The following is a 20088-nucleotide window of genomic DNA, read 5'->3' as shown; positions in this document are numbered from 1 at the left end:
TCGGGCAGGTCAGGATATCGCCATGAGCTTTTCGACTGCAGGTTATCAACTGGCGCCGGTGCTGCCCGAGCTCGTGCTCGCGGTCGGCGCTATGGCGCTTCTGATGCTCGGCGCCTATCGCGGGCAGGAGACGACTAGGACCGTGACGTCGCTGGCGGTGGTGCTTCTGATCGTGGTCGGTGCGCTCGTCTACATGCAGCCCGCCGGCAAGCAGGTGACGTTCGGCGGCAGCTTCATCGTCGACGACTTCGCCCGTTTCATGAAGATCCTGGCCCTGATCGGCTCGGCCGTGACGCTCGTCCTGTCGACCGAGTTCCTGTCCGACCCGTCGCGCCGGATTTTCGAATACGCCATCCTCGTGCTGCTCTCGACGCTCGGCATGATGGTGCTGATCTCGGCCGGCGACCTGATCTCGCTCTATCTCGGCCTCGAATTGATGTCGCTGGCGCTCTACGTCGTGGCAGCCTCGAACCGCGACAACGCCAAGTCGACCGAAGCCGGCCTGAAGTACTTCGTGCTCGGCGCGCTGTCCTCGGGCATGCTGCTGTACGGCGCCTCGCTGGTCTACGGCTTCACCGGCACGGTGAGCTTCACCGGCATCGCCGCGGCCGCGACGGTTTCGAATGTCGGCCTCGTGTTTGGCCTCGTCTTCCTGCTCGTCGGCCTCTGCTTCAAGGTCTCGGCCGTGCCGTTCCACATGTGGACGCCTGACGTCTACGAGGGCGCGCCGACCCCGGTCACCGCCTTCTTCGCGTCGGCGCCGAAGGTCGCCGCGCTCGCAGTCTTCACCCGCGTGACGCTCACCGCATTCCCCGGCATCGTCTCGCAATGGCAGCAGATCCTGGTGTTCGTGTCGATCGCCTCGATGGCGCTCGGCTCCTTCGCCGCGATCGGCCAGAGCAACATCAAGCGCCTGATGGCCTATTCCTCGATCGGCCACATGGGCTTTGCGCTGGTCGGCCTTGCCTCCGGCACGGTGGAAGGCGCGCAGGGCGTCCTGATGTACATCGTGATCTATGTCGCGATGACGCTGGGCTCGTTCTCCATCATCCTCGCGATGAAGCGCAACGGCCAGGCTGTGGAGCAGATCAGCGATTTCGCCGGCCTGTCGCGCACCAATCCGCTGCTCGCCTTCATGTTCGCGATGCTGCTGTTCTCGCTCGCCGGCATTCCGCCGCTCGCCGGCTTCTTCGCCAAATGGTACGTCTTCGTCGCCGCCATCAAGGCGAACCTGTTCACGCTCGCCGTCATCGGCGTGCTGACCAGCGTGGTCGGCGCCTACTATTATCTCGCCATCGTCAAGACGATGTATTTCGACGAGCCGGCCGGCCGGGTCGATCCGGTCCGCATCGAAGTGCGGACGGTGCTGGCGGTCGCTGGCCTGTTCAACCTGCTGTTTGCGCTGTTCGCGGGGCCCGTGGTGAGCGTCGCCTCGGCCGCGGCAAAGTCGTTGTTCTAGGATGGCCTTCGCGCTCGGTCCTCGCGCATCGGCTGCGGGCTACAGGCTCGCGGCGTTCGAACGGACCGGCTCGACCAATAGCGAGGCGATCGAACACGCCAGGGCCGGCGAGCGCGGCCCGATGTGGTTCGTCACGTCCGAGCAGACCGCCGGCCGCGGCCGGCGTCAGCGCGCCTGGATCGCGCCGCGCGGCAATCTCGCCGCCAGCATCCTCGAAGTCATGGACGTCGCCCCCGCCGTCGCCGCCACGCTCGGCTTTGCCGCAGGGCTGGCCGAGGAGGCGGCACTGGAGAAGGTGAGCCTCGAGGCCGCGCTCCGTCTCGGCGAAGGCCGGCCCCGCTACGCGCTGAAATGGCCGAATGACGTGCTCGCCAGCGGCAAGAAGCTGGTCGGCATTGGCCTTGAGGCCGAGGCCGTCGGTGGCGGCCTTGCCGTCGTGGTGGGCATCGGGACCAATGTGGTCGCCGCGCCCGAGGGCACCCCGACGCCCGCGGTGTCGCTGGCCGCCCTCGGCGTCCAGATCAGCGCCGAGGAGCTATTCATGGCGCTGTCGGATGCCTGGGTCGAGTTCCGCGGCATCTGGGACAATGGCCGCGGCTTTGCCGAGATCCGCAGGCTCTGGCTGGAGCGCGCCGCCGGCCTCGGCGAAAAGGTTGCCATCCACACGGGAACCATGACGCTGGAAGGTATTTTCGACACGATCGACGACACCGGCTGCCTGATCGTCCGCACCGCGGAGGGCCGCCTCGTTCCGGTGGCGGCCGGCGAGGTGTTCTTCGGGCCCGTCGCCTCGGTGGGAGCAGCGTGATGGCAAGGCCGGACGAATTGGTGTTTGCGCCGCTCGGCGGCGTCGGCGAGATCGGCATGAACCTGTCGATCTACGGCCTCGGCAACCGTCACCAGCGCGCCTGGCTTGCGGTCGATCTCGGCGTCTCCTTCGGCGATGAGGAGCATCTGCCCGGCATCGACCTGATCATGCCCGACATCTCCTTCCTGGAGAAGGAGCGCAAGAACCTGATGGGCCTCGTGCTGACCCACGCCCATGAGGATCATTTCGGCGCCATCATCGACCTCTGGCCGAAGCTGAAATGCCCGATCTACGCAACCAGGTTCAGCGCCGCGCTGTTCGAGGCCAAATGCGCCGCCGAGCGCAACGCGCCCGAGATTCCGGTCACCGTGGTGCCTTCAGGCGGCCGTGTCGATATCGGTCCGTTCAACGTCGAGTTCATTCCGGTCGCGCATTCGATTCCGGAAGCGCATGCGCTGGCGATCCACACCGACGCCGGCATCGTGCTGCACACCGGCGACTGGAAGATCGACCCGACCCCGACGCTTGGAGCCGCGACCGACGAGAAGCGGCTGCGGGAATTGGGCGAAGAGGGCGTGCTCGCCTTGATCGGCGATTCCACCAATGCCGTGCGGGACGGCCGTTCGCCCTCCGAGGCCGAGGTCGCCCGAACCATCATCGACCTCGTCAAATCCGCCAAGGGCCGCGTCGCGGTGACGACGTTCGCCTCCAACGTCGCCCGCGTCAAAGCGGTGGCTGACGCGGCGAGGGCCGCGGACCGCGAGGTCGTCGTGGTCGGCCGGGCCATGGAGCGCGTGGTGCAGGTTGCACGCGAGACCGGCTATCTCGAGGGCGTGCAGAACTTCCGCTCGCCCGAGGTCTATGGCCACCTGCCGCAGGACAAGGTGCTGGCGTTGTGCACGGGCAGCCAGGGCGAGCCGCGCGCCGCGCTGGCCCGCATCGCCAATGACGACCATCCTGAAATCACGCTGAACCGCGGCGACAGCGTCATCTTCTCCTCGCGCACCATTCCCGGCAACGAGAAGGCGGTCGGCTCGATCATCAACAATCTGGTGCTGCAGGGCGTCGAGGTCATCACCGACCGCGACGCGCTGGTCCACGTCTCCGGCCATCCCCGCCGTGACGAGCTGCGCGATATGATCTCCTGGGTGAAGCCGCAGATCCTGATCCCGGTCCACGGCGAGGCGCTGCACCTGCACGAGCACGCCAAGCTCGCTCGCGCCGCCGGCGTGCCGCGCGTGCTGGTCTGCCGCAATGGCGACCTCGTCAAGCTCGGCCCCGGCGATCCCGGCATCGTCGGCGAGGTGCCATCGGGGCGTCTCTACAAGGACGGCACGATCCTGGAAGACTCCAAGTCCCGTGCCGTCGTGGAGCGGCGCCGCATGGGCTTTTCCGGCTGCGCCTTCGTCGCCATCGCCATGACCGCGCAGGGTGAGCTCGCCGGTGATCCCGAGCTCGATCTGGTCGGCATCCCCGAGAAGAACAGGGCGGGCGAGGCCTTCGATGACATCGTCTTCGATGCCGTGATGTCGACCATCGAAGGCCTGCCGAGGGCGCGCCGGCGCGATCCGGACGCCTTGGCCGAGTCGGTGCGACGCGCTGTCCGGGCCGTGATCAACGAACATTGGGGCAAAAAGCCCCCCTGTCTGGTACATGTACTGACGGTATAGGGAGGGGAACATGTTGGGCCGGCTCAACCATGTCGCGATCGCGACCAAGGATGCGGTCAAGGCCGCGAAGATCTACGGTGCGGCCTTCGGCGCCCAGATTTCCGAGGCCGTGCCGCTGCCCGAGCACGGCGTCACCACCGTGTTCGCGACCCTGCCCAACACCAAGATCGAGTTCATCGAGCCGCTCGGCGAGGCCTCGCCGATCGCGAAGTTCATCGAGCGCAATCCCGACGGCGGCATCCATCACGTCTGCTACGAGGTCGTCGACATCATCGCCTCGCGCGACACGCTGGTGAAGGAGGGCGCGAGGGTGCTCGGCGACGGCGTGCCGAAGATCGGCGCCCACGGCAAGCCGGTGCTGTTCCTGCACCCGAAGGATTTTTCCGGCGCCCTCGTCGAGATCGAGCAGGCATAGGGCCGCGTCATGGCCATCCAGATTTCAACCTGGCTCGCGATCTATTTCGTGCTCTGGTGGGTCATGCTGTTCGTGACGCTGCCGTTCGGCGTGCGCAGCCAGCACGAGGACGGTGTTGGCGCGCCCGGCACCGATCCCGGTGCTCCCATCCTCACCCGCATGGGGCACAAGCTGATCTGGACCACGATCATCTCGGCAATCGTGTTCGGCATTGGCCTTGCGGCCTATCATGCCGGCTATCTCTCGATCGAGCGCCTGTCGAAGATGATGGGAATGCCGTTTTAAGTTTTGATTGGCGTTGTTATGGGGGTCACAAATGACATTTCAGCGTATCGTCATTGCGCTTCTGGTGCTGATCGTCGCAGGGCTCGGTGCCATCGGCTATTTCGAATGGCGGATGGCGGTGCAGGTGCGCACCCTGAAGGCGTTCGTCGAGGGCTATGTCTTCAACGAGGCCGTGCTGGCCTGCGAGCAGGCCAAAAGCTCGACGCCGTTCAAATGGAACGGCGGCAAGAGCACCTCGGTGATCGGCCTGAACTCGGTCAAGACGGACAAATACACGGTCAGCGCCAGCTACACGCTGGTCGCGGACAGCGTCTATTGCGACTACGATCCGATCAAGAGAAAGGCCGACATCGGCTCCAGCTTCCTGGAGCGGGAGACTTTCTAGCTAGATCGCGCGGCGCTGCCGGCCGGCGAAGAGACCGTAAACGAACAGCACGATGATCGCGCCGACCACGGCACCGATCAGGCCCGCACCCTCGCCAGGGCGATACCAGCCCAGCGCTTGCCCAAGATACGACGCGACGAAGGCGCCGACGATGCCGAGGATGGTCGTCAGGATGAACCCTGAAGGTTCGTTGTCGCCCGGCATGATGAACTTGGCGATCACGCCGGCGAGAAAGCCAATGATGATGGTCCAGAGAATGCTCATGAGTACACCTTTTCGAGTTGAGCCGCTGCTTCTATGCGTCGGGCAGGCGTCCATCTGGCGTGTATTTGTCGATTGCGGAAGGAAGCTCGCGGGTTAGCCGTGAGACGATCTCCTCCTGGGAAAGCCCGGTCTGCTGTGCGAGCTTTTCCAGGACATCGCTGCCGATGGCTTGCTTCAGCTCCGGCGGGGAGATCTCCTTGTTGGGGCCCGGCTTCACCCATGAATCGGCGATCTCGCCCTGCCCATTCTGGTTGAATCTCTCCAGGAGCTCGCCAATCCCGCCGTTCAGCAGGCCCCCGATTCCGCCAGCGCCGAGCATGCCGCCGAGATTGCCGAGCATGCCTCCGAGCGGTTGCTGGCCGCTGGTGGACGAGCCGGCGCCGGCGCCTTTCAGCAACTCCGCCAGCTTGTCGCGGTTCTGATATCCGGCGATGGCCAGCATCGCCAGCAGGGCAGTCATGGAAGGCATTCCGCGGCTCATCGCTAGCTCCTTTTAGAAGGTCAGAAACCCAAAACCGTCTCAGGCTGCTTGGGTTCCTCAATCGACCAATCGGAGCTCGCGACCAAGCGTCCCAGCTTGGCCGCCACCAAAGCACCGGGTGGCAGACAACGTACATTGTGGCTACGATCCGATGAAAAGAATGGCCGGATCGGCTCGAGCTTGCCAGCGTCGGGAGTAGCGATCCGGCCCAGACATGGGATGGGATCGCAATGACCGGGGACCGGGCAGGGGACTATCGGATTTTGCACGAGGCGGACTTGCGGGACTATCTCGCGGGCTTGCCTGATATCGCCGCGCTCCTTGGCGGCGAGGCGTCCTCCTGGGCGATCACCGAGGTGGGCGACGGCAACCTCAACCTCGTCTTCATCGTCAAGGGCGCGCGCGGCGGCATCGCCGTGAAGCAGGCGCTGCCTTACGTCCGCCTCGTCGGCGAGAGCTGGCCCCTGCCGCTGTCGCGCGCCCATTACGAATATCTGGCGCTGTCGCGCCAGGCCCAGCTCGCGCCCGGCCTGGTGCCGGCCGTGCTGCATCACAACGAGGCGCTGGCGCTGACGGTGATGGAGCTGCTCGAGCCCCACATCATCATGCGAAAGGGCCTGGTCGCGGCAACGCGCTATCCGCGTTTCGTCGACGATATCACCACCTTCATGGCGCAGACGCTGTTCTTCACCTCCGACCTCGCGCTGTCAGCGGCCGAGAAGAAGGAGGCCATCGCGGCCTTTGCCTGCAACCATGCGCTCTGCAAGATCACCGAGGACCTGATCTTCACCGATCCCTACCGCATCGCCGAGCAGAACCGCTGGACCGCGCCCCATCTCGACGGCCTCGCCGCGAACCTGCGCGAGGACTTGGAGCTGCATGTCGCGGTCTCCCGGCTGAAGCTGAAATTCATGGCGAGCCCGGAAGCGCTGATCCATGGCGACCTCCACACCGGCTCGATCATGGTCACGGACGGCCAGACCCGGGTGATCGATCCGGAATTCGCATTCTATGGTCCGATGGGCTTCGACATCGGCGCCGTGCTGGCCAATCTCCTGATGGCCTATTTCGCTTCCGCCGGCCACGAGCGCGCGCCGGGCGAACGGGCGGCATTCGAGGCCTGGGTGCTGGAGACGGTCGAGCAGGTCTGGACCGAGTTCGCCCGAAAGTTCCTCGATCTCTGGCGGGCGGGAGGCACCGGCGATGCCTATCCGGTCTCGCTTTTCGCCGGCGAGCAGGGTGCCGTGCGGCTGGAAGCCGAGCGAAAAAGTTACGTGCAACGCCTGTTCGCCGACGCTGTCGGCTTCGCAGCCGCAAAAATCATCCGCCGCATCTTCGGCCTCGCCCACAACATCGATTTCGAGCTGATCGAGGACCCGCGCACGCGGGCGGTCAGCGAAGCCCGTGCCGTGCGGCTGGCGAGGGCGATGATGGTGGAGACGGCGTCGTTCCGGACCATCGCGGATGTGACGAATGCCGCGCGAAAACTGCGGGACTGGATGCCGGAATTGTCGGGCTGAACCGGCCTCATGAGGAGCCCGCCCACGCTCCGTGATTGCGAGATGAGAGATCGTCCCCGGAACGTTAGTAAAGCCGCATCGGCAGCAGGACGCCGTCCGCGCCGGCCAGCAAACCCCAGGTCTCGTTGGCCGCGACCTCGAACTCCCGGCTCGCTGCCGCTCCGCCGTCCACCTTGAGGGTGACCTTGTACCTGCCGGGCGGCAGATCGAGCTTCTGGCTGTCCGGCAATTCGCCTGCGGCACCGTCAGAGTTCGCCAGTTCTTCGCCGGCGTGCGCCGCCAGATTGACGGCCTGGTCGGCGACGGTGATCACCGCCGCTTCATCCGTCTTGTTGCCGAGCATCAGCCTCACTTGCCCGGGCTTCGGCAGGAGGCCGACGGTCGCCGAGGCGAGCTTGCGCCTCGACAGCTCGGCAATTGTCTTGTCGTCCTGACGTGAGAGCCGGAGCAGGACCGGTCCCTCTCTCGTCAGGAACGTGATCACGGCCCGGTCCGGCTCTTCGACGGCACCTTCTTTCTCCGTCCAGCCACGCTTGCCGAGTGCGTCGCGATAGAAGCCGAGCACAGAAGCGAAATCGCGCGGCGTCTCGGCGTAGATCGACTGGATCTGCGGCGAATCCTTCGCCGTCGTGAGGGCCCAGCCTTCGGGCAGCGGCAGGCCGGTATGCTCGGAGAGCTTGGCTTCGAAACGTGCTCCCGCACCGCGCGCCATCATCCCGACGGGAATGCTGAGCAGTCGTTCGACGAAATTGTCCAGAGTGTCATGGCTCCGGACCGCCCACCAGGTCTGGTCGACATTGTCGTTCGCGCCGGAGGTGCGACTCCAGCCGAACTGGATAGCGTCTGTCACGCTCTCTCCACCCAGGCCGGCCGCGACCGGGCGCGCCAGCACGGCCGTCGCGGCGACCAGACCGGCCGCGAGCAGGGCAGCTAGCGTTCGGCGATTCATTTTTTTCCAGATCCCTTGGGGCTCAGATAATGATCCTGAGCTTGGTCGCGTTGATCAGGAAAAATGTTCATCAATCCTTCTCGCCCGATGACGCACCGCGTCAATGCCCCCGCCGAAGGACTGCCTCAGGAACCGGCATCATTTGCCGTCAAAACGAAGCTTGCTTTCGGCAGGCGACGAATGATCAAATCACTTATCGGAATACGCCTGCGTCGGGGGACACATGATGTTCAAGACCATCGCGATCGTTGCCGGTTTGGGACTGGCGCTCGCCGCCACAGCCGAGGCGCAGACACCGCGCAAGGGCGGAACCATCCGCATGACGGCGCCCTACGGCTCGAGCTTCACCAGCCTCGACATTCACACCACGCAGCGCGCCCAGGATGAGATCTACGCCAAGGCCCTGCACCGTTCGCTGTACATCTGGAATTCGGCGGAAGGAAAGCCGGTGCTCGAGCTCGCCAAGGAGGATGTGGTCTCGGGCGGAGGCCTCGTTCACACCTTCAAGCTGCGCGACGACGCCTATTTCCACAGCGGCCGCAAGATGACAGCCGACGACATCATCTGGTCCTACAACCGTATCATGGACGGCAGCAAGGCCTATCCCGGCGCGCGTTACGTCCGTGTCATCGAGGGCGCAGCCGCAGTCGAGAAGGGCCAGGCCAAGGAAATCTCCGGCCTGAAGAAGATCGACGACTTCACCATCGAGATGAAGCTGACGGAGAAGGTCGATCCCGGCTTCTACTTCTTCACCGCGCTGACCTCGATCTATCCCGCCGACGAGGCCGCCAAGGAGAGCTTCATCCAGAAGCCGATCGGTCTCGGTCCGTTCAAGTTCGTCGAGCATGTGCCGGGATCGCGCATCGTCCTGGAGCGCTGGGACCGGTTCTACAAGCCCGGCAAGCCCTATGCCGACAAGATCGTGGTGTCGGTCATGGGCGAAGCCGCGGCGCGCGACGTCGCCTTCCGCAACAAGGAGATCGACACCTCGGTGCTGGGACCTGCGCAGTACGTCGCCTACCAATCCGACGCCGACCTCAAGGGCACCATCGTCGAGATCGCCGAGGTGTTCACGCGCTACATGGGCATGAATCCCGCGGTCAAGCCGTTCTCCGACAAGCGCGTGAGGCAGGCGATCAATTACGCCATCGATACCGATTTGATCATCAACAAGCTGGTCAAGGGCAAGGCCTACCGCGCCACCAGCTGGCTGCCGCTGACCTCGCCGGCCTACGACAAGGCGATGAAGCCTTACCCCTTCGATCCCGCCAAGGCCAAGCAATTGCTCACCGAGGCCGGCTACGCATCCGGCTTCGAGTTCGAATGGACCACCAGCCAGAATGAAAGCTGGGGTCTGCCGATCGTCTCGGCCGTCATTCCGATGCTGGACAAGGTCGGCATCAAGGCCAAGGTCAAGCAGGTCGAGACCGCGGTGCTGGCCGAGGTGGTTCGCACCGGCGACTATCAGGCCTTCATCTATTCCCAGGCGAGCGGCCCCGATCCTCAGGCCGCGCTCAAATGCTTCCATTCGGCGACGCCGCAGGCGGCCTGTAACTACACGACCTACAAAAATCCCGACTTCGACAAGATCCTCGATGAAGCCGGACAGGCCGACGATCCCACAAAGCGCATCCAGCTGATGCAGAAGGCCAATGCGCTGCTCTACGAGGAGGCGCCGGTCTGGTTCTTCAACTACAACAAGGCGGTCATGGCGGTGCAGCCCTGGCTGAAGGGAATTCAGCTCAACGCGACCGAGCTGACCCACCAGAACGTCGAGGACCTCTGGGTCGACGAGACCTCGCCCGCGAAGTGACACGCGCGCTCCCGCCTAGCGCGACGGGCGAGGGAGGGAGCGGGGAAAAGTTGAGATGCTCGCGTTCCTGATCCGCCGCGTCCTGCAGACCATCCCGACCGTGCTCGCCGTGGTGCTGCTGGTGTTTGTGCTGTTCAGCGTCGTTCCCGGCAGCATCGTCTCGAGCATGAGCGATGACAGCGATCCGCAGGTCGAGCTGCGCATGAAGAAGCAGCTCGGCCTCGATCAGCCCGTCTATATGCGTTTCGGCACCTACATCGCCGGGCTCGCGACCGGCGATTTCGGAACCTCGTTCCGGACCCGTGAGCCTGTCACGACCATGATCGCCAAGCGGGCCTGGCCGACGCTGCAGCTGATCTTCGCATCCATGGCGTTTGCGATACTGCTCGGCGTGCCGCTCGGCTTCGTCGCGGCCTTGCGACCGGGCAGCCTCGTCGACACCGTCTCGATGATGCTGGCGGTGTCGGGCCTGTCATTGGCCAAGTTCTGGCTCGGACTGCTCTTGATGTACCTGTTCGCGCTCAAGCTCGGCTGGCTGCCGAGTTTCGGCTACGGTGACGGTGGCCTCAAATACCTGATCCTGCCCGCCGTGACGCTTGGCGTCTCGCCGATGGCGCTGCTGGCGCGGACGACGCGCGCCGCGGTGCTCGAGATCATGACCGCGGATTTCGTCCGCACCGCGCGCTCGAAGGGCATGAGCGAGACCAGGGTCGTCAAGTGGCACGTGATGCGCAACGCGCTCGTCCTCATCCTCACGACCATGGGCCTGCAGTTCGGCGCACTGATGGGGCAGGCGGTCGTGGTCGAGAAACTGTTCTCCTGGCCGGGCATCGGCTCGCTGCTGGTCGACAGCGTGCTCCAGCGCGACATTCCCGCCGTCCAGGGCTCCATCCTCGTCGTGGTGATGTTCTTTCTCGCGATCAATCTGTTGATCGACATGCTCTACGGCGTGATCGATCCCAGGATCAGATACGCATGAAGCTGCGCGCCAATCTCGTCATCGGCGGGTCGTTGTTCGCGCTGGCGATCGTCGTCGGCCTGCTCGCGCCATGGCTGGCACATACCGATCCCGTGATGGACGCCAACCTCATGAATGCGGAGGAGCCGCCGAGTTGGACCTGGTGGTTCGGCACCGACGCGCAGGGCCGCGACATCTATTCCCGTGTCCTCTACGGCGCGCGCGTCTCGCTGACGGTCGGCATCGTCTCCCAGCTCATCAACAGCGTCATCGGCGTGGCGCTCGGCCTCAGCGCCGGCTATTTCGGCGGCTGGTGGGACGATGTCGTCAACGCCCTGACCAATCTCATGCTCGCGATCCCCTCGCTGATTTTCGCGCTCGCCATCATGGCGGTGCTCGGTCCCGGCCTGACCAGCCTCTTGATCGCGCTCGGGCTGACCAACTGGTCGTTCACCTGCCGGCTCGCACGGGCCTCGGCGCTGTCGCTGCGGAGCCAGGGCTATGTGCAGGCGGCAACCGTGCTCGGCTACGGTGATATCCGCATCATGATCACGCAGCTCCTGCCGAACATGCTGGGGCCGATCGTCGTCATCGGCACGCTGGGCATGGGCAGCGCGGTCCTGTCCGAAGCCGCATTGTCGTTCCTCGGCCTCGGCGTCCGCCCGCCCTTTCCGAGCTGGGGCAGCATGCTGTCGGAAGCGCGCGAGCAGATCACGACGGCGCCGTGGCTTTCGATTTTTCCCGGCCTTGCCATCTTCCTGACCGTGCTCGGCCTCAATCTGCTCGGCGATGGCCTGCGCGACATCCTCGATCCGCAATCGCGGAGCCGGCGCACATGACAGGCAGCCCGCTGCTCGAGGTCGAGGATCTCCGCATCGATCTCGATGACGGATCAAGACGCGTTGCGGCAGCCGAAGGCATTTCATTCCGCATCGATCGCGGCGAGACCTTCGGCCTCGTCGGCGAATCCGGTTGCGGCAAGAGCATCACGGCGCTCGCTTTGATCGGCCTGCTGCGGCCGCCCTTGTCGATCGGCGGCGGCGTCATCCGGTTCCAGGGCCAGGAGATCCAGCACCTGTCCGCCGCCAGGCAACGGCAGCTGCGCGGCAATCGCATCGCCATGATCTTCCAGGAGCCGATGACGGCGCTGAACCCGGTCTCGCCGGTGGGGCGGCAGATCGCCGAGATGTTCGTGCTGCACAAGGGCAAGAGCTGGCGGGAGGCCAACCAGCTGGCTGTCGAGGCGCTCGCGAGCGTCCGCGTCCCCGCGCCGGAGCGGCGCGTGAAGGACTATCCGCACCAGCTGTCCGGCGGGATGCGCCAGCGCGTGATGATCGCGATTGCGCTCGCCTGCGGTCCGGACCTCTTGATCGCCGACGAGCCGACCACGGCGCTCGACGTTACCGTGCAGGCGGAGATCATCGAGCTGATGCGCAATCTGTGCGCCGAGCGCGGAACGGCGATCCTGATGATCAGTCACGATCTCGGCCTTGTTGCCAATGTCTGCCGCCGCGTCGCCGTCATGTATGCCGGCCGCATCGTCGAGGAGCGCGGCTCGGCCGACATCTTCCGAGCGCCCTCCCATCCCTATACGCAGGGCCTCGTCGACTCCCTGCCGCGTCTCGGCAGCCGTGCTGCGCTCGGCCGCAGCAGGCTGAAGGAGATCGCGGGCGTCGTGCCGGCGATCACGCGCTTCCCCGATGGCTGCCGGTTCAATCCGCGTTGCGCGCAGGCGACGGATATTTGCCGAACCACCGCGCCTCAGACGGAAGGGCTGGAGGCGGGCGGTTTCGTCCGGTGTCACCACCATGCATGAGCCAAAGGGGAGAGCGGATGACGATGTGATCCTCAGCGTGGAGGATCTCGCCGTTCATTTTCCGCTTGGAGGCGGCCTGCTGGGCCGCGGCCGTCGGCTGCTCCGCGCCGTCGACGGCGTCGACCTCAGGCTGAAGCGCGGCGAATGCCTCGGCCTCGTCGGCGAATCCGGCTCCGGCAAGTCGACGGTCGCATTGTCCATTCTGGGCCTGCTGACGCCGACGCGCGGCCGCATCGTGCTGGACGGGCAGGTCGTCACGAACCGGCAATCCGGAGACCGGAAAGCGCTCGCCCGCATCGTGCAGATCGTGTTCCAGGATCCCTACGCCTCGCTCAATCCGCGCCAGACCGTGCGCCGCACGCTCGAAGATCCCCTGCGCGTGCACGGCGTGACTGCGAAAAGCGAGATCGAGGACCGCCTCGCGACGATGCTCAGGCACGTCGGCCTGCGCCCCGAGCAGGCCGACCGCTATCCGCATGAGTTCTCCGGCGGCCAGCGCCAGCGCATAGGGATCGCCCGCGCCCTGATCCTCAACCCGAAGATCGTCATCTGCGACGAGCCCGTCTCGGCGCTCGACGTCTCGATCCGCGCCCAGATCATCAACCTGCTGCTGGAGCTGAAGGAGACGCTCGGCCTGTCCTACATCATGATCAGCCATGACCTCGGCGTCGTCGAGCACATGAGCGACCGCGTCGCCGTGATGTATCTCGGCCGCATCGTCGAGAACGGCCATTGGCGCGAGATTTTCGAGCGCCCCGCGCACCCCTACACGCAGGCCCTGATAGCGGCCATCCCCGATCCGCTGCGCCATGCTCCGCTGGCAACGACCGGCGGCGACCTGCCGAACCCGCTCAACCCGCCGAACGGCTGCGCCTTCAGCCCGCGCTGCCGTTACGCCGAGGCGGTGTGCCGGAGCGAGCCGGGACCGGCGCTGGGGACGCGGGCGGATGGGCATGCGGTGCGGTGCTGGCGGAGTGAGGAGATTGCGGGGCGGATGGCGTTAGTCTCGACCGAGGGCTGATGCGCCGAAGGCGCGTCTGGGCACACGCAAGGTAGCCAATCCGATCATAACAGAACAGAATGCCGGACCTCATCGGATGATGGACGAGACCGTGATGGATTCGCCGCAAGCAGGACCCTTTGCGCCGTTCGAATGGATGCTCGCTGCACGCTATCTACGTGCCCGTCGCAAAGAGGGGTTTGTCTCAGTCATCGCGGGGTTTTCGTTTCTGGGAATCTTGCTCGGGGTCGCCACGCTGATCATCGTCATGGCGGTGATGAACGGTTTTCGCACCGAACTTTTGGGCAAGATCCTCGGGTTCAACGGGCATATTGTGGCGCAGCCACTGGAGACCCCTCTGACGGACTGGAAAGATGTCGCCGAACGCATCGGCCAGGTGCAGGGTGTTCGGTTGGTGGTACCGGTTGTTGACGGCCCGGCACTGGCATCGTCGTCAAACGCTTCCGGCGTTTTGGTGCGCGGCATTCGGGCGGCGGATCTCGTTCAGCTTCCCTCGATAGCCAATGACATCAAGGAGGGCTCACTTGAACATTTTGACGAGAGCCAGGGCGTCGCCATCGGCCAGGGTCTTGCCGATCAACTCTCGGTCCATGCCGGTGACCATATCACGCTCGTTGCGCAACGCGGCGCAGTCACGCCCATGGGCATGATGCCGCGCGTCAAGAAATATCGAGTCGCGGCTGTCTTCGAGATTGGGATGTCCGAATACGACGCGGGCGTCATCTTCAGGCCGCTCGCAGAAGCGCAGGCCTTTTTCAACCGCAATCAGGACGTGACCGCGATCGAGGTTTTCACGGCCAATCCCGATCGGATCGACCTGTTTCGCAAGACGGTAGCGGAAGCGGCTGGTCGACCAATCTTCCTCGTTGACTGGTGACAGCGCAATACGACGTTCTTCAACGCGCTCGAGGTCCAACGAAATGTGATGTTCCTCATCCTCAGCCTGATCGTTTTGGTGGCCGCGCTGAACATCGTGTCCGGTCTGATCATGCTGGTGACGGACAAGGGCAGCGACATCGCGATCCTCAGGACCATGGGCGCCTCACGGGGCGCGATCATGCGGACGTTCATGATCACCGGCGCTTCGATCGGCGTGGCCGGAACGCTGGTCGGCTTCGGCGTCGGGCTTCTCGTCTGCAGGAATATCGAAGCGGTCCGGCAATTGATGTCCTGGCTGACGCGTACCGAGTTGTTCCCGCCAAAGCTTTATTTTCTGTCAGAACTGCCGGCGGAGATCGATCCCGTGGAATCCGCAGCGGTCGTGATCATGGCGCTGACCCTGTCATTCCTCGCAACGCTCTATCCATCGTGGCGAGCTGCGCGGCTCGACCCCGTCGAGGCTCTGCGACAGCGGGGCTAGTCACGGCAACGACGCGCGGAGGCTATACTAGTGACTGCGAGAGCCCCGAGCGAGTTCCTTACTTCCCCTCTAGGACGCTCCGAAGGGCCTTGAGGAGATAATCGGGCCTCCACGATTTTCCGACATTGACGGCGTCGCGCAATACTGGAGCGCGTTGGAGATCGGCGGCAACGTAGCCGCTGGCAAGAATGAACGGTACGGACATCGCCTGGAGCGCTTGCGCGACGGGGGTGACCCATTCGCCAGCGAGGTTGACGTCGAGGATGGCCGCGTCGGGCCGGTCAGCCTTGAGCAGCTTCAAAGCGCCATCAATGTCTGGGACGGGACCGATCACCTGGTATCCGGCAGCCCTCAACTGGGTGTCGAGCTCCAATGCGATGAGGTACTCATCTTCGACGACCAAGATTCGGGGAGCATCGTGCACAATGTGTCCCCGGGGGTTCAAGACTCCACAGGCGCGGTGATGTGAACCCTTAAACCGGTTGGCTCATACTTCAGTTCCACGGCGCCGCGTAAGCCCTGCACGGCGCTGAGCTCGATCAGCCTGGAGCCGAATCCGGAGCGAGTTGGCGAAGTAGCGGGTGGGCCGTTTTCCTCTCGCCAGTCGATGTGCAGGAAGGTCTTGCCCTGCTCTTCCGACGTGCGCCAGCTCAGGTGGACGAGCCCTCCAGAGTTGGAGAACGCTCCATATTTCAAAGCATTGGTGGCGAGTTCATGCAGAATGAGGCTCATCGGCACGACTTGCCGTGGGCTGAGGCGAACTGCTGGCCCGGCGATCAGCCGGTATCGCTCCGGACCGGCGGCCTTCAACGACTGCTCCACCAGAACACCCAGATCGGCTTCGGCGCTGCCGGCCAGGGCGAGGGTCTCGGCTTCGGCCACAGCTTGGAGCCGCCCCAAGAAGGCATCGCGGTACTCCTTGGCTGACCGGCCTTCCACATCGGTCTGATTGGCAAGAGAGCGAATGATCCCGAGGAGGTTCTTCATCCGATGGCGCGTTTCGGCGAGAAGAATGTCTTTTTGCGCCTCGCTGTGGCGCCTGTCGGTCACGTCCTCGAACAGGATCAAGATGCTGGTGCTGTTATTGTCGGGGTGAACGAGGCGACGCGCACTGACCAGCATTGTGCGCGGACCGATGGTCGGGAAGTCGGCTTTTACCTCGTATCCGACGACGGCGGTAGAACGGGGGATGATCTCGCCAACAAGGCGCCTGAGTTCGGGTATGTCCCACTGACCGTCGCCAAGGTTGAACAGGCTGCGCCCGACTGTGTCATCCCGAGCCACCCTGAAGGTTTCGTAGAACCCGCGATTGGCCGTAAGGACACAACCGCTCTGGTCAAGCACCAGCAACGGCTCCTCCAGGGTATCAACGATCCCTTGCGCCTGGACATGCTCGCTGCGCAGAAGCCGGTACAAGTCTTCGAGGTTCATTTCGGCCCTCACCCGAGGAGGTTTCGACTAGGCTAATATGGCGTGCGGTCGTTCACAACGGAATTGGGTTGGTCTGCTGGTGCCAGATGCTAATCTAAGGCACCCACCGAGTTCCCGCCGTTGCGGGGCGGGTTTATGAGTACGCGCCCTAGACGGTCATCGCGATTTTTCTCTTTACGGGTAGGGCGTTGAGTTGAACGGAAGTCCCGGGCCTCGGCACGCAACCTTCGGCTCCGTCAACTCCCGACGCCGCCGACCAGACGCGGGCGGTGATTTGCGAGCGGTTTCGCCGCGGGCAGGGCGCGTAGCCACACGCGAAAACTGACCACCTCCGGACAATCTGCCGTGCCTTCTGGCGCAACCAGCCAATCACCCGCGCCTGATCCCTCATCGATCCGTTCACAGCGATAGCCGGGATGGTGGCTCACGCCGCGACCGATCAAGAGGTCCACCTTTCCCTCGACGAGCTCATGCAGGCCGGCGGGCTGCAGCACGCTCAAGCCGATCTCCGCATGTGCGCTGCGAAACGCCGCAAGCTGGAGGCGGCGCAGGTCGTGACTTCCGTGCACCCCCACTTGCAGCAGCACCGTGCCTGACGGCTTCAATTGCGAGGTCGCCTCCGCAATGTGGCGAAAGCCTTCCGAGATCCCGGGCAGATACGCCCGGCCGGCCTCGGTGAGGATGAGCTGCTTATGCAGCCGCTCGAACAGCTGCACGCCGAGGCGCGCCTCCAGCGCTTTCACCTGCTGCCCCACGGCCGCGGGCGTGACGTGCAGCTCGTGCGCGGCCAGCTTGAAGCTGAGATGGCGCGCGGCGGCCTCGAAGGCGCGGAGCGCGTTGAGCGGGGGAAGGGCGTAGGTCATCGCAATTGCACTTTGACACCGATAGGCCGCGTCCTTGCAATAGATTTTCTTGCGCTGAACCGCAGCAATGATGCTTTGCGCTAGCGTGATGCCGCCGGATACGCTTGACGCGCAAAATCTGGAGAAACGTCATGTCGCCAGCTCACATCGTCAGCCACAATCCCGCAACGGTTCACCCGCCCGCCGGCGGCTACTGCATGGGCCTGGAGCTGAAGCAGCATCGCCGACTGCTGTTCATCAGCGGCCAGGTCCCTCAAAATTCCGACGGCACCGTGCCCGACGGCTTCGAGGCGCAATGCGAGCAGGCCTGGCGCAATGTCAGGGAGGTGCTGGCCGCGGCAGGTCTCGGAGTCGAGCACCTGGTCAAGGTCACCACGTTCCTGACGGACCGCAGTCAAGTCGTCGCCAACCGCGCCATTCGCCGCGCGGTGCTCGGGGAGCATCAGCCGGCGCTGACGGTCGTGGTGGTCGAGACCGTCGACAGCAAATGGCTGCTGGAGATCGAGGCGATCGCCGCGGAATGAAGCGGTCGTCGATGTTGCAATGAGCCAATCATATCAGGTGTCCAATGGCTGAGATTCATCCGTTCTACCAGACGCATCGCCGCGCGATGGAGGCCGCCATGCGCGAGCGAATAGACCTTGCCGAACCGATGCTCCGCGAGCGCGCGCATCTCTCCGATATCGACGCAATCAGGCAGCAAGTGATGGACGAATTCGAGATCGTCCTCACCCAGATGCCCTATGTCGGCGGCGCGGGAAGCCGCATGAGCGATTTCTTCATGCGCCTGACCGGCTTCATGGCCATCAGTCGTGTGCTGCGGCGCCACGGCGTCCCGGTGCCCGTGATCGGCGAGATCGAGCGAGAAACCTATAAGGCGCAGCTGTTGACGGCACCCGAAGCCGAGCGTCTCGCCGCGGGGCGTCAGTTCATGTCGCCGGAGAACCAGGCCTTGATGCGCGAGCAGGCGGCAAGGAGCGTTACAGAGGCTCACCAAGCCGAGTTTCCGGAAGATTTCGTCTACGATTTCGTCGAGCCGGGTCCGCAGGACAGCTTCGAATTCGGCATCGACTACAAGGCCTGCGGCTTCTGCAAGCTCGCGGCGCGCCGCGGCGACACCGAGATCCTGCCGACCATCTGCGGCCTCGACTTCGTCGCCTACGCCACGCGAGGCATCCGCCTGGAACGGACCCAGACGCTGGCCGGCGGCGCCAGCCACTGCAATTTCCGCTTCTCGCGATTGCCATCAAACGCGAAGGCCGAGTGCTAGGCCGTATTCCTTCTGCCGCTACATCGTCATTGCGAGCGCAGCGAAGCAATCCAGAAATGCAGCCGCGGAAAGACTCTGGATTGCTTCGCTGCGCTCGCAGTGACGGGGGTGCACCGGCCTTTCGAAGCCGGCTGCCGATGATGACATCATACCCCTGTTTTGCCCGACGGAGCAAATCGGCTTCGTAAAATCCGCAAGTTTACGACGCCCGTCGGCAAGTCATTGATTCCGTTGGCGCCGGCTACTGTGCATGGGGTTGTTTTCGCACTTTTGTCTTGCCGGCCGTCTATTCCGCCGCTTTCTCCCTCAAGCGCTGCGCATAGACGTTGATGACCAGCGCCGCCAGGAGGATCAGGCCGCGGATCAGGATCTTCAGGAAGCTGTCGATGTTGATGTGGTCGAGGCCGTTATTGAGCACACCGAGGACGAAAAGCCCGACGATGGTGTTGCCAATGCCGCCGCGGCCGCCGAAGAGGCTGGTGCCGCCGACCACGACCGCGGCGATGGAATCGAGCAGGTAGGTGTCGAACTCGTTCTGCTGCGCACTGCCGAAATGGGCGACGCCGAGCATGCCGCCGAGGCCCGAGCACACCGCCGAGATCACCATGACCGCACCGAGGATCAGCTTGACGTTGAGGCCCGAATATTCGGCCGCCTCGCGATTGCCCCCGACCATGTAGACGTAGCGGCCGAAGCGCGTGTAGGTCAGCACCAGATGGCCGCCGAGCAGCATGATGGCGGCGACGATGACGATCCAGGGGATGCCGCCGATCGAGCCGGAGCCGAGCGTCGTGATCAGGCTCGGCACCTTGTAGGCGATCTGGCCGCGCACCAGCAGCGCGGAGATGCCGGCGGCGATCTGCATCATCGCCAGCGTCATGATGAAGGAGGGGATGCCGATCACGGTCAGCCCCACCGCGTTGACGAGACCGAGCAGGGCGCAGAGCAGGAGCGACAGGATGATCGCGACGGCGCCGGGCAGGGGGATGTTGGCGATGTTGACGTAGGATTCCTGCAGCGTGAAGTAGGCGACCGCAATGCCCGTGACGTTGGCGATGCTGGCGACCGACAGGTCGATTTCGGCGCAGAGGATCACGAAGGTGAGGCCGACGGCGATGATGCCCGTCACCGACACCTGGGTCAGGATGTTGCCGAGATTGTCGAGCGTCGCGAAGGAGGGGCTGGCGAAGGCGAAGAAGGCGGTGAGGAAGATCAGCGTCAGGAACGGGGCGATGTTGCGCATCTGCGAGCGCAGGAAGGGCGCAAGGCCCCGTGCCCGTTGTCCTGTCGCCAAAGCCGTCTCGCTGCTCATGTGCTTCT

General features: G+C 64.4%; 21 protein-coding genes and 1 pseudogene. 15 read left to right on the top strand and 7 right to left on the bottom strand.

Features of this window, described 5'->3' with window-relative positions; translation table 11 throughout:
• Positions 1-22: 22 nt before the first annotated feature.
• Genes nuoN through I6F12_RS17765 form a run of 6 tightly spaced genes read left to right on the top strand, consistent with a single transcriptional unit; the run spans position 23 to position 5022 of the window.
• The gene (gene nuoN, locus I6F12_RS17790) at positions 23-1459 is read left to right on the top strand and encodes an NADH-quinone oxidoreductase subunit NuoN (protein ID WP_225113103.1); all 1437 of its coding nucleotides are present in this window, start codon (positions 23-25) and stop codon (positions 1457-1459) included.
• A 1-nt stretch (position 1460) separates the two neighbouring features.
• Positions 1461-2267 carry a biotin--[acetyl-CoA-carboxylase] ligase gene (locus tag I6F12_RS17785; RefSeq protein WP_225125167.1) on the top strand — a complete coding sequence of 269 codons (807 nt, stop codon included), beginning with the start codon at positions 1461-1463 and terminating at the stop codon, positions 2265-2267.
• Entirely contained in the window at positions 2267-3937 is a 1671-nt protein-coding gene (locus I6F12_RS17780) for a ribonuclease J (RefSeq protein WP_157283559.1), read from the top strand. The genes I6F12_RS17785 and I6F12_RS17780 overlap by 1 nt, the downstream gene beginning before the upstream one ends.
• A 10-nt stretch (positions 3938-3947) precedes the next feature.
• A complete protein-coding gene (gene mce, locus I6F12_RS17775) occupies positions 3948-4352 on the top strand; it encodes a methylmalonyl-CoA epimerase (RefSeq protein ID WP_036010154.1) in 405 nt (134 codons plus the stop codon).
• A 9-nt stretch (positions 4353-4361) separates the two neighbouring features.
• Positions 4362-4637 carry a DUF1467 family protein gene (locus I6F12_RS17770; RefSeq protein ID WP_025036606.1) on the top strand — a complete coding sequence of 92 codons (276 nt, stop codon included), beginning with the start codon at positions 4362-4364 and terminating at the stop codon, positions 4635-4637.
• A gap of 31 nt (positions 4638-4668) precedes the next feature.
• Positions 4669-5022 (top strand): hypothetical protein, encoded by a 354-nt coding sequence (locus I6F12_RS17765; RefSeq protein WP_036025327.1) that lies wholly within the window; start codon positions 4669-4671, stop codon positions 5020-5022.
• Here I6F12_RS17765 and I6F12_RS17760 read toward each other — a convergent pair whose 3' ends face one another.
• Entirely contained in the window at positions 5023-5286 is a 264-nt protein-coding gene (locus tag I6F12_RS17760; RefSeq protein WP_024341246.1) for a GlsB/YeaQ/YmgE family stress response membrane protein, read from the bottom strand.
• 31 nt (positions 5287-5317) lie between these two features.
• Complete coding sequence (locus tag I6F12_RS17755) at positions 5318-5767, bottom strand: YidB family protein (RefSeq protein WP_225156924.1); 450 nt, start codon at positions 5765-5767, stop codon at positions 5318-5320.
• A 230-nt stretch (positions 5768-5997) separates the two neighbouring features.
• Between I6F12_RS17755 and mtnK the strand changes: the two genes are divergently transcribed.
• Positions 5998-7287, top strand: a complete 1290-nt coding sequence (gene mtnK / locus I6F12_RS17750) for an S-methyl-5-thioribose kinase (RefSeq protein WP_225125168.1) — start codon at positions 5998-6000, stop codon at positions 7285-7287.
• Positions 7288-7351: 64 nt separating this feature from the next.
• Here the strand turns inward: mtnK and I6F12_RS17745 are convergent, their stop codons facing one another.
• Positions 7352-8236, bottom strand: coding sequence for a hypothetical protein (locus I6F12_RS17745; protein WP_225156923.1), 885 nt, complete (start codon positions 8234-8236; stop codon positions 7352-7354).
• 226 nt (positions 8237-8462) lie between these two features.
• Between I6F12_RS17745 and I6F12_RS17740 the strand changes: the two genes are divergently transcribed.
• The 6 genes and pseudogenes from I6F12_RS17740 to I6F12_RS17715 all read left to right on the top strand — a co-directional run bounded on the left by I6F12_RS17740 (position 8463) and on the right by I6F12_RS17715 (position 15204).
• Complete coding sequence (locus tag I6F12_RS17740; RefSeq protein WP_225157010.1) at positions 8463-10049, top strand: ABC transporter substrate-binding protein; 1587 nt, start codon at positions 8463-8465, stop codon at positions 10047-10049.
• Between the two features lie 55 nt (positions 10050-10104).
• The gene (locus I6F12_RS17735) at positions 10105-11028 is read left to right on the top strand and encodes an ABC transporter permease (RefSeq protein ID WP_057029432.1); all 924 of its coding nucleotides are present in this window, start codon (positions 10105-10107) and stop codon (positions 11026-11028) included.
• A complete protein-coding gene (locus I6F12_RS17730) occupies positions 11025-11846 on the top strand; it encodes an ABC transporter permease (protein ID WP_036010134.1) in 822 nt (273 codons plus the stop codon). The genes I6F12_RS17735 and I6F12_RS17730 overlap by 4 nt, the downstream gene beginning before the upstream one ends.
• Positions 11843-12823, top strand: coding sequence for an ABC transporter ATP-binding protein (locus I6F12_RS17725; RefSeq protein ID WP_225143311.1), 981 nt, complete (start codon positions 11843-11845; stop codon positions 12821-12823). The genes I6F12_RS17730 and I6F12_RS17725 overlap by 4 nt, the downstream gene beginning before the upstream one ends.
• Positions 12816-13844, top strand: coding sequence for an oligopeptide/dipeptide ABC transporter ATP-binding protein (locus I6F12_RS17720; protein WP_225113109.1), 1029 nt, complete (start codon positions 12816-12818; stop codon positions 13842-13844). Before I6F12_RS17725 ends, I6F12_RS17720 begins: the two co-directional genes overlap by 8 nt.
• A gap of 79 nt (positions 13845-13923) precedes the next feature.
• Positions 13924-15204: pseudogene (locus I6F12_RS17715) on the top strand (lipoprotein-releasing ABC transporter permease subunit).
• A gap of 58 nt (positions 15205-15262) precedes the next feature.
• Here I6F12_RS17715 and I6F12_RS17710 read toward each other — a convergent pair.
• From I6F12_RS17710 to I6F12_RS17700, 3 genes are all read right to left on the bottom strand, one after another.
• Positions 15263-15607, bottom strand: a complete 345-nt coding sequence (locus tag I6F12_RS17710) for a response regulator (protein WP_249786997.1) — start codon at positions 15605-15607, stop codon at positions 15263-15265.
• Between the two features lie 38 nt (positions 15608-15645).
• A complete protein-coding gene (locus tag I6F12_RS17705; RefSeq protein WP_225143325.1) occupies positions 15646-16635 on the bottom strand; it encodes an HWE histidine kinase domain-containing protein in 990 nt (329 codons plus the stop codon).
• A gap of 236 nt (positions 16636-16871) precedes the next feature.
• Positions 16872-17498, bottom strand: a complete 627-nt coding sequence (locus tag I6F12_RS17700) for a LysR family transcriptional regulator (protein ID WP_225143327.1) — start codon at positions 17496-17498, stop codon at positions 16872-16874.
• Between the two features lie 131 nt (positions 17499-17629).
• Here I6F12_RS17700 and I6F12_RS17695 point away from each other — a divergent pair, with 131 nt between their 5' ends.
• On the top strand, positions 17630-18022 hold the full coding sequence (locus tag I6F12_RS17695) for a RidA family protein (RefSeq protein WP_225156922.1): 393 nt from the start codon (positions 17630-17632) through the stop codon (positions 18020-18022).
• 44 nt (positions 18023-18066) lie between these two features.
• Positions 18067-18768 carry an L-2-amino-thiazoline-4-carboxylic acid hydrolase gene (locus I6F12_RS17690; RefSeq protein ID WP_225143331.1) on the top strand — a complete coding sequence of 234 codons (702 nt, stop codon included), beginning with the start codon at positions 18067-18069 and terminating at the stop codon, positions 18766-18768.
• Between the two features lie 286 nt (positions 18769-19054).
• Here I6F12_RS17690 and I6F12_RS17685 read toward each other — a convergent pair whose 3' ends face one another.
• Positions 19055-20080: an ABC transporter permease gene (locus I6F12_RS17685; RefSeq protein ID WP_225156921.1), complete on the bottom strand. Its 1026-nt coding sequence runs from the start codon at positions 20078-20080 to the stop codon at positions 19055-19057.
• Positions 20081-20088 lie beyond the last annotated feature (8 nt).

The sequence above is a fragment of the Bradyrhizobium sp. IC4059 genome (assembly GCF_020193615.1).
In the GTDB taxonomy this organism is placed as follows: domain Bacteria; phylum Pseudomonadota; class Alphaproteobacteria; order Rhizobiales; family Xanthobacteraceae; genus Bradyrhizobium; species Bradyrhizobium yuanmingense.
This window is presented reverse-complemented; position numbering and strand designations above follow the sequence as displayed.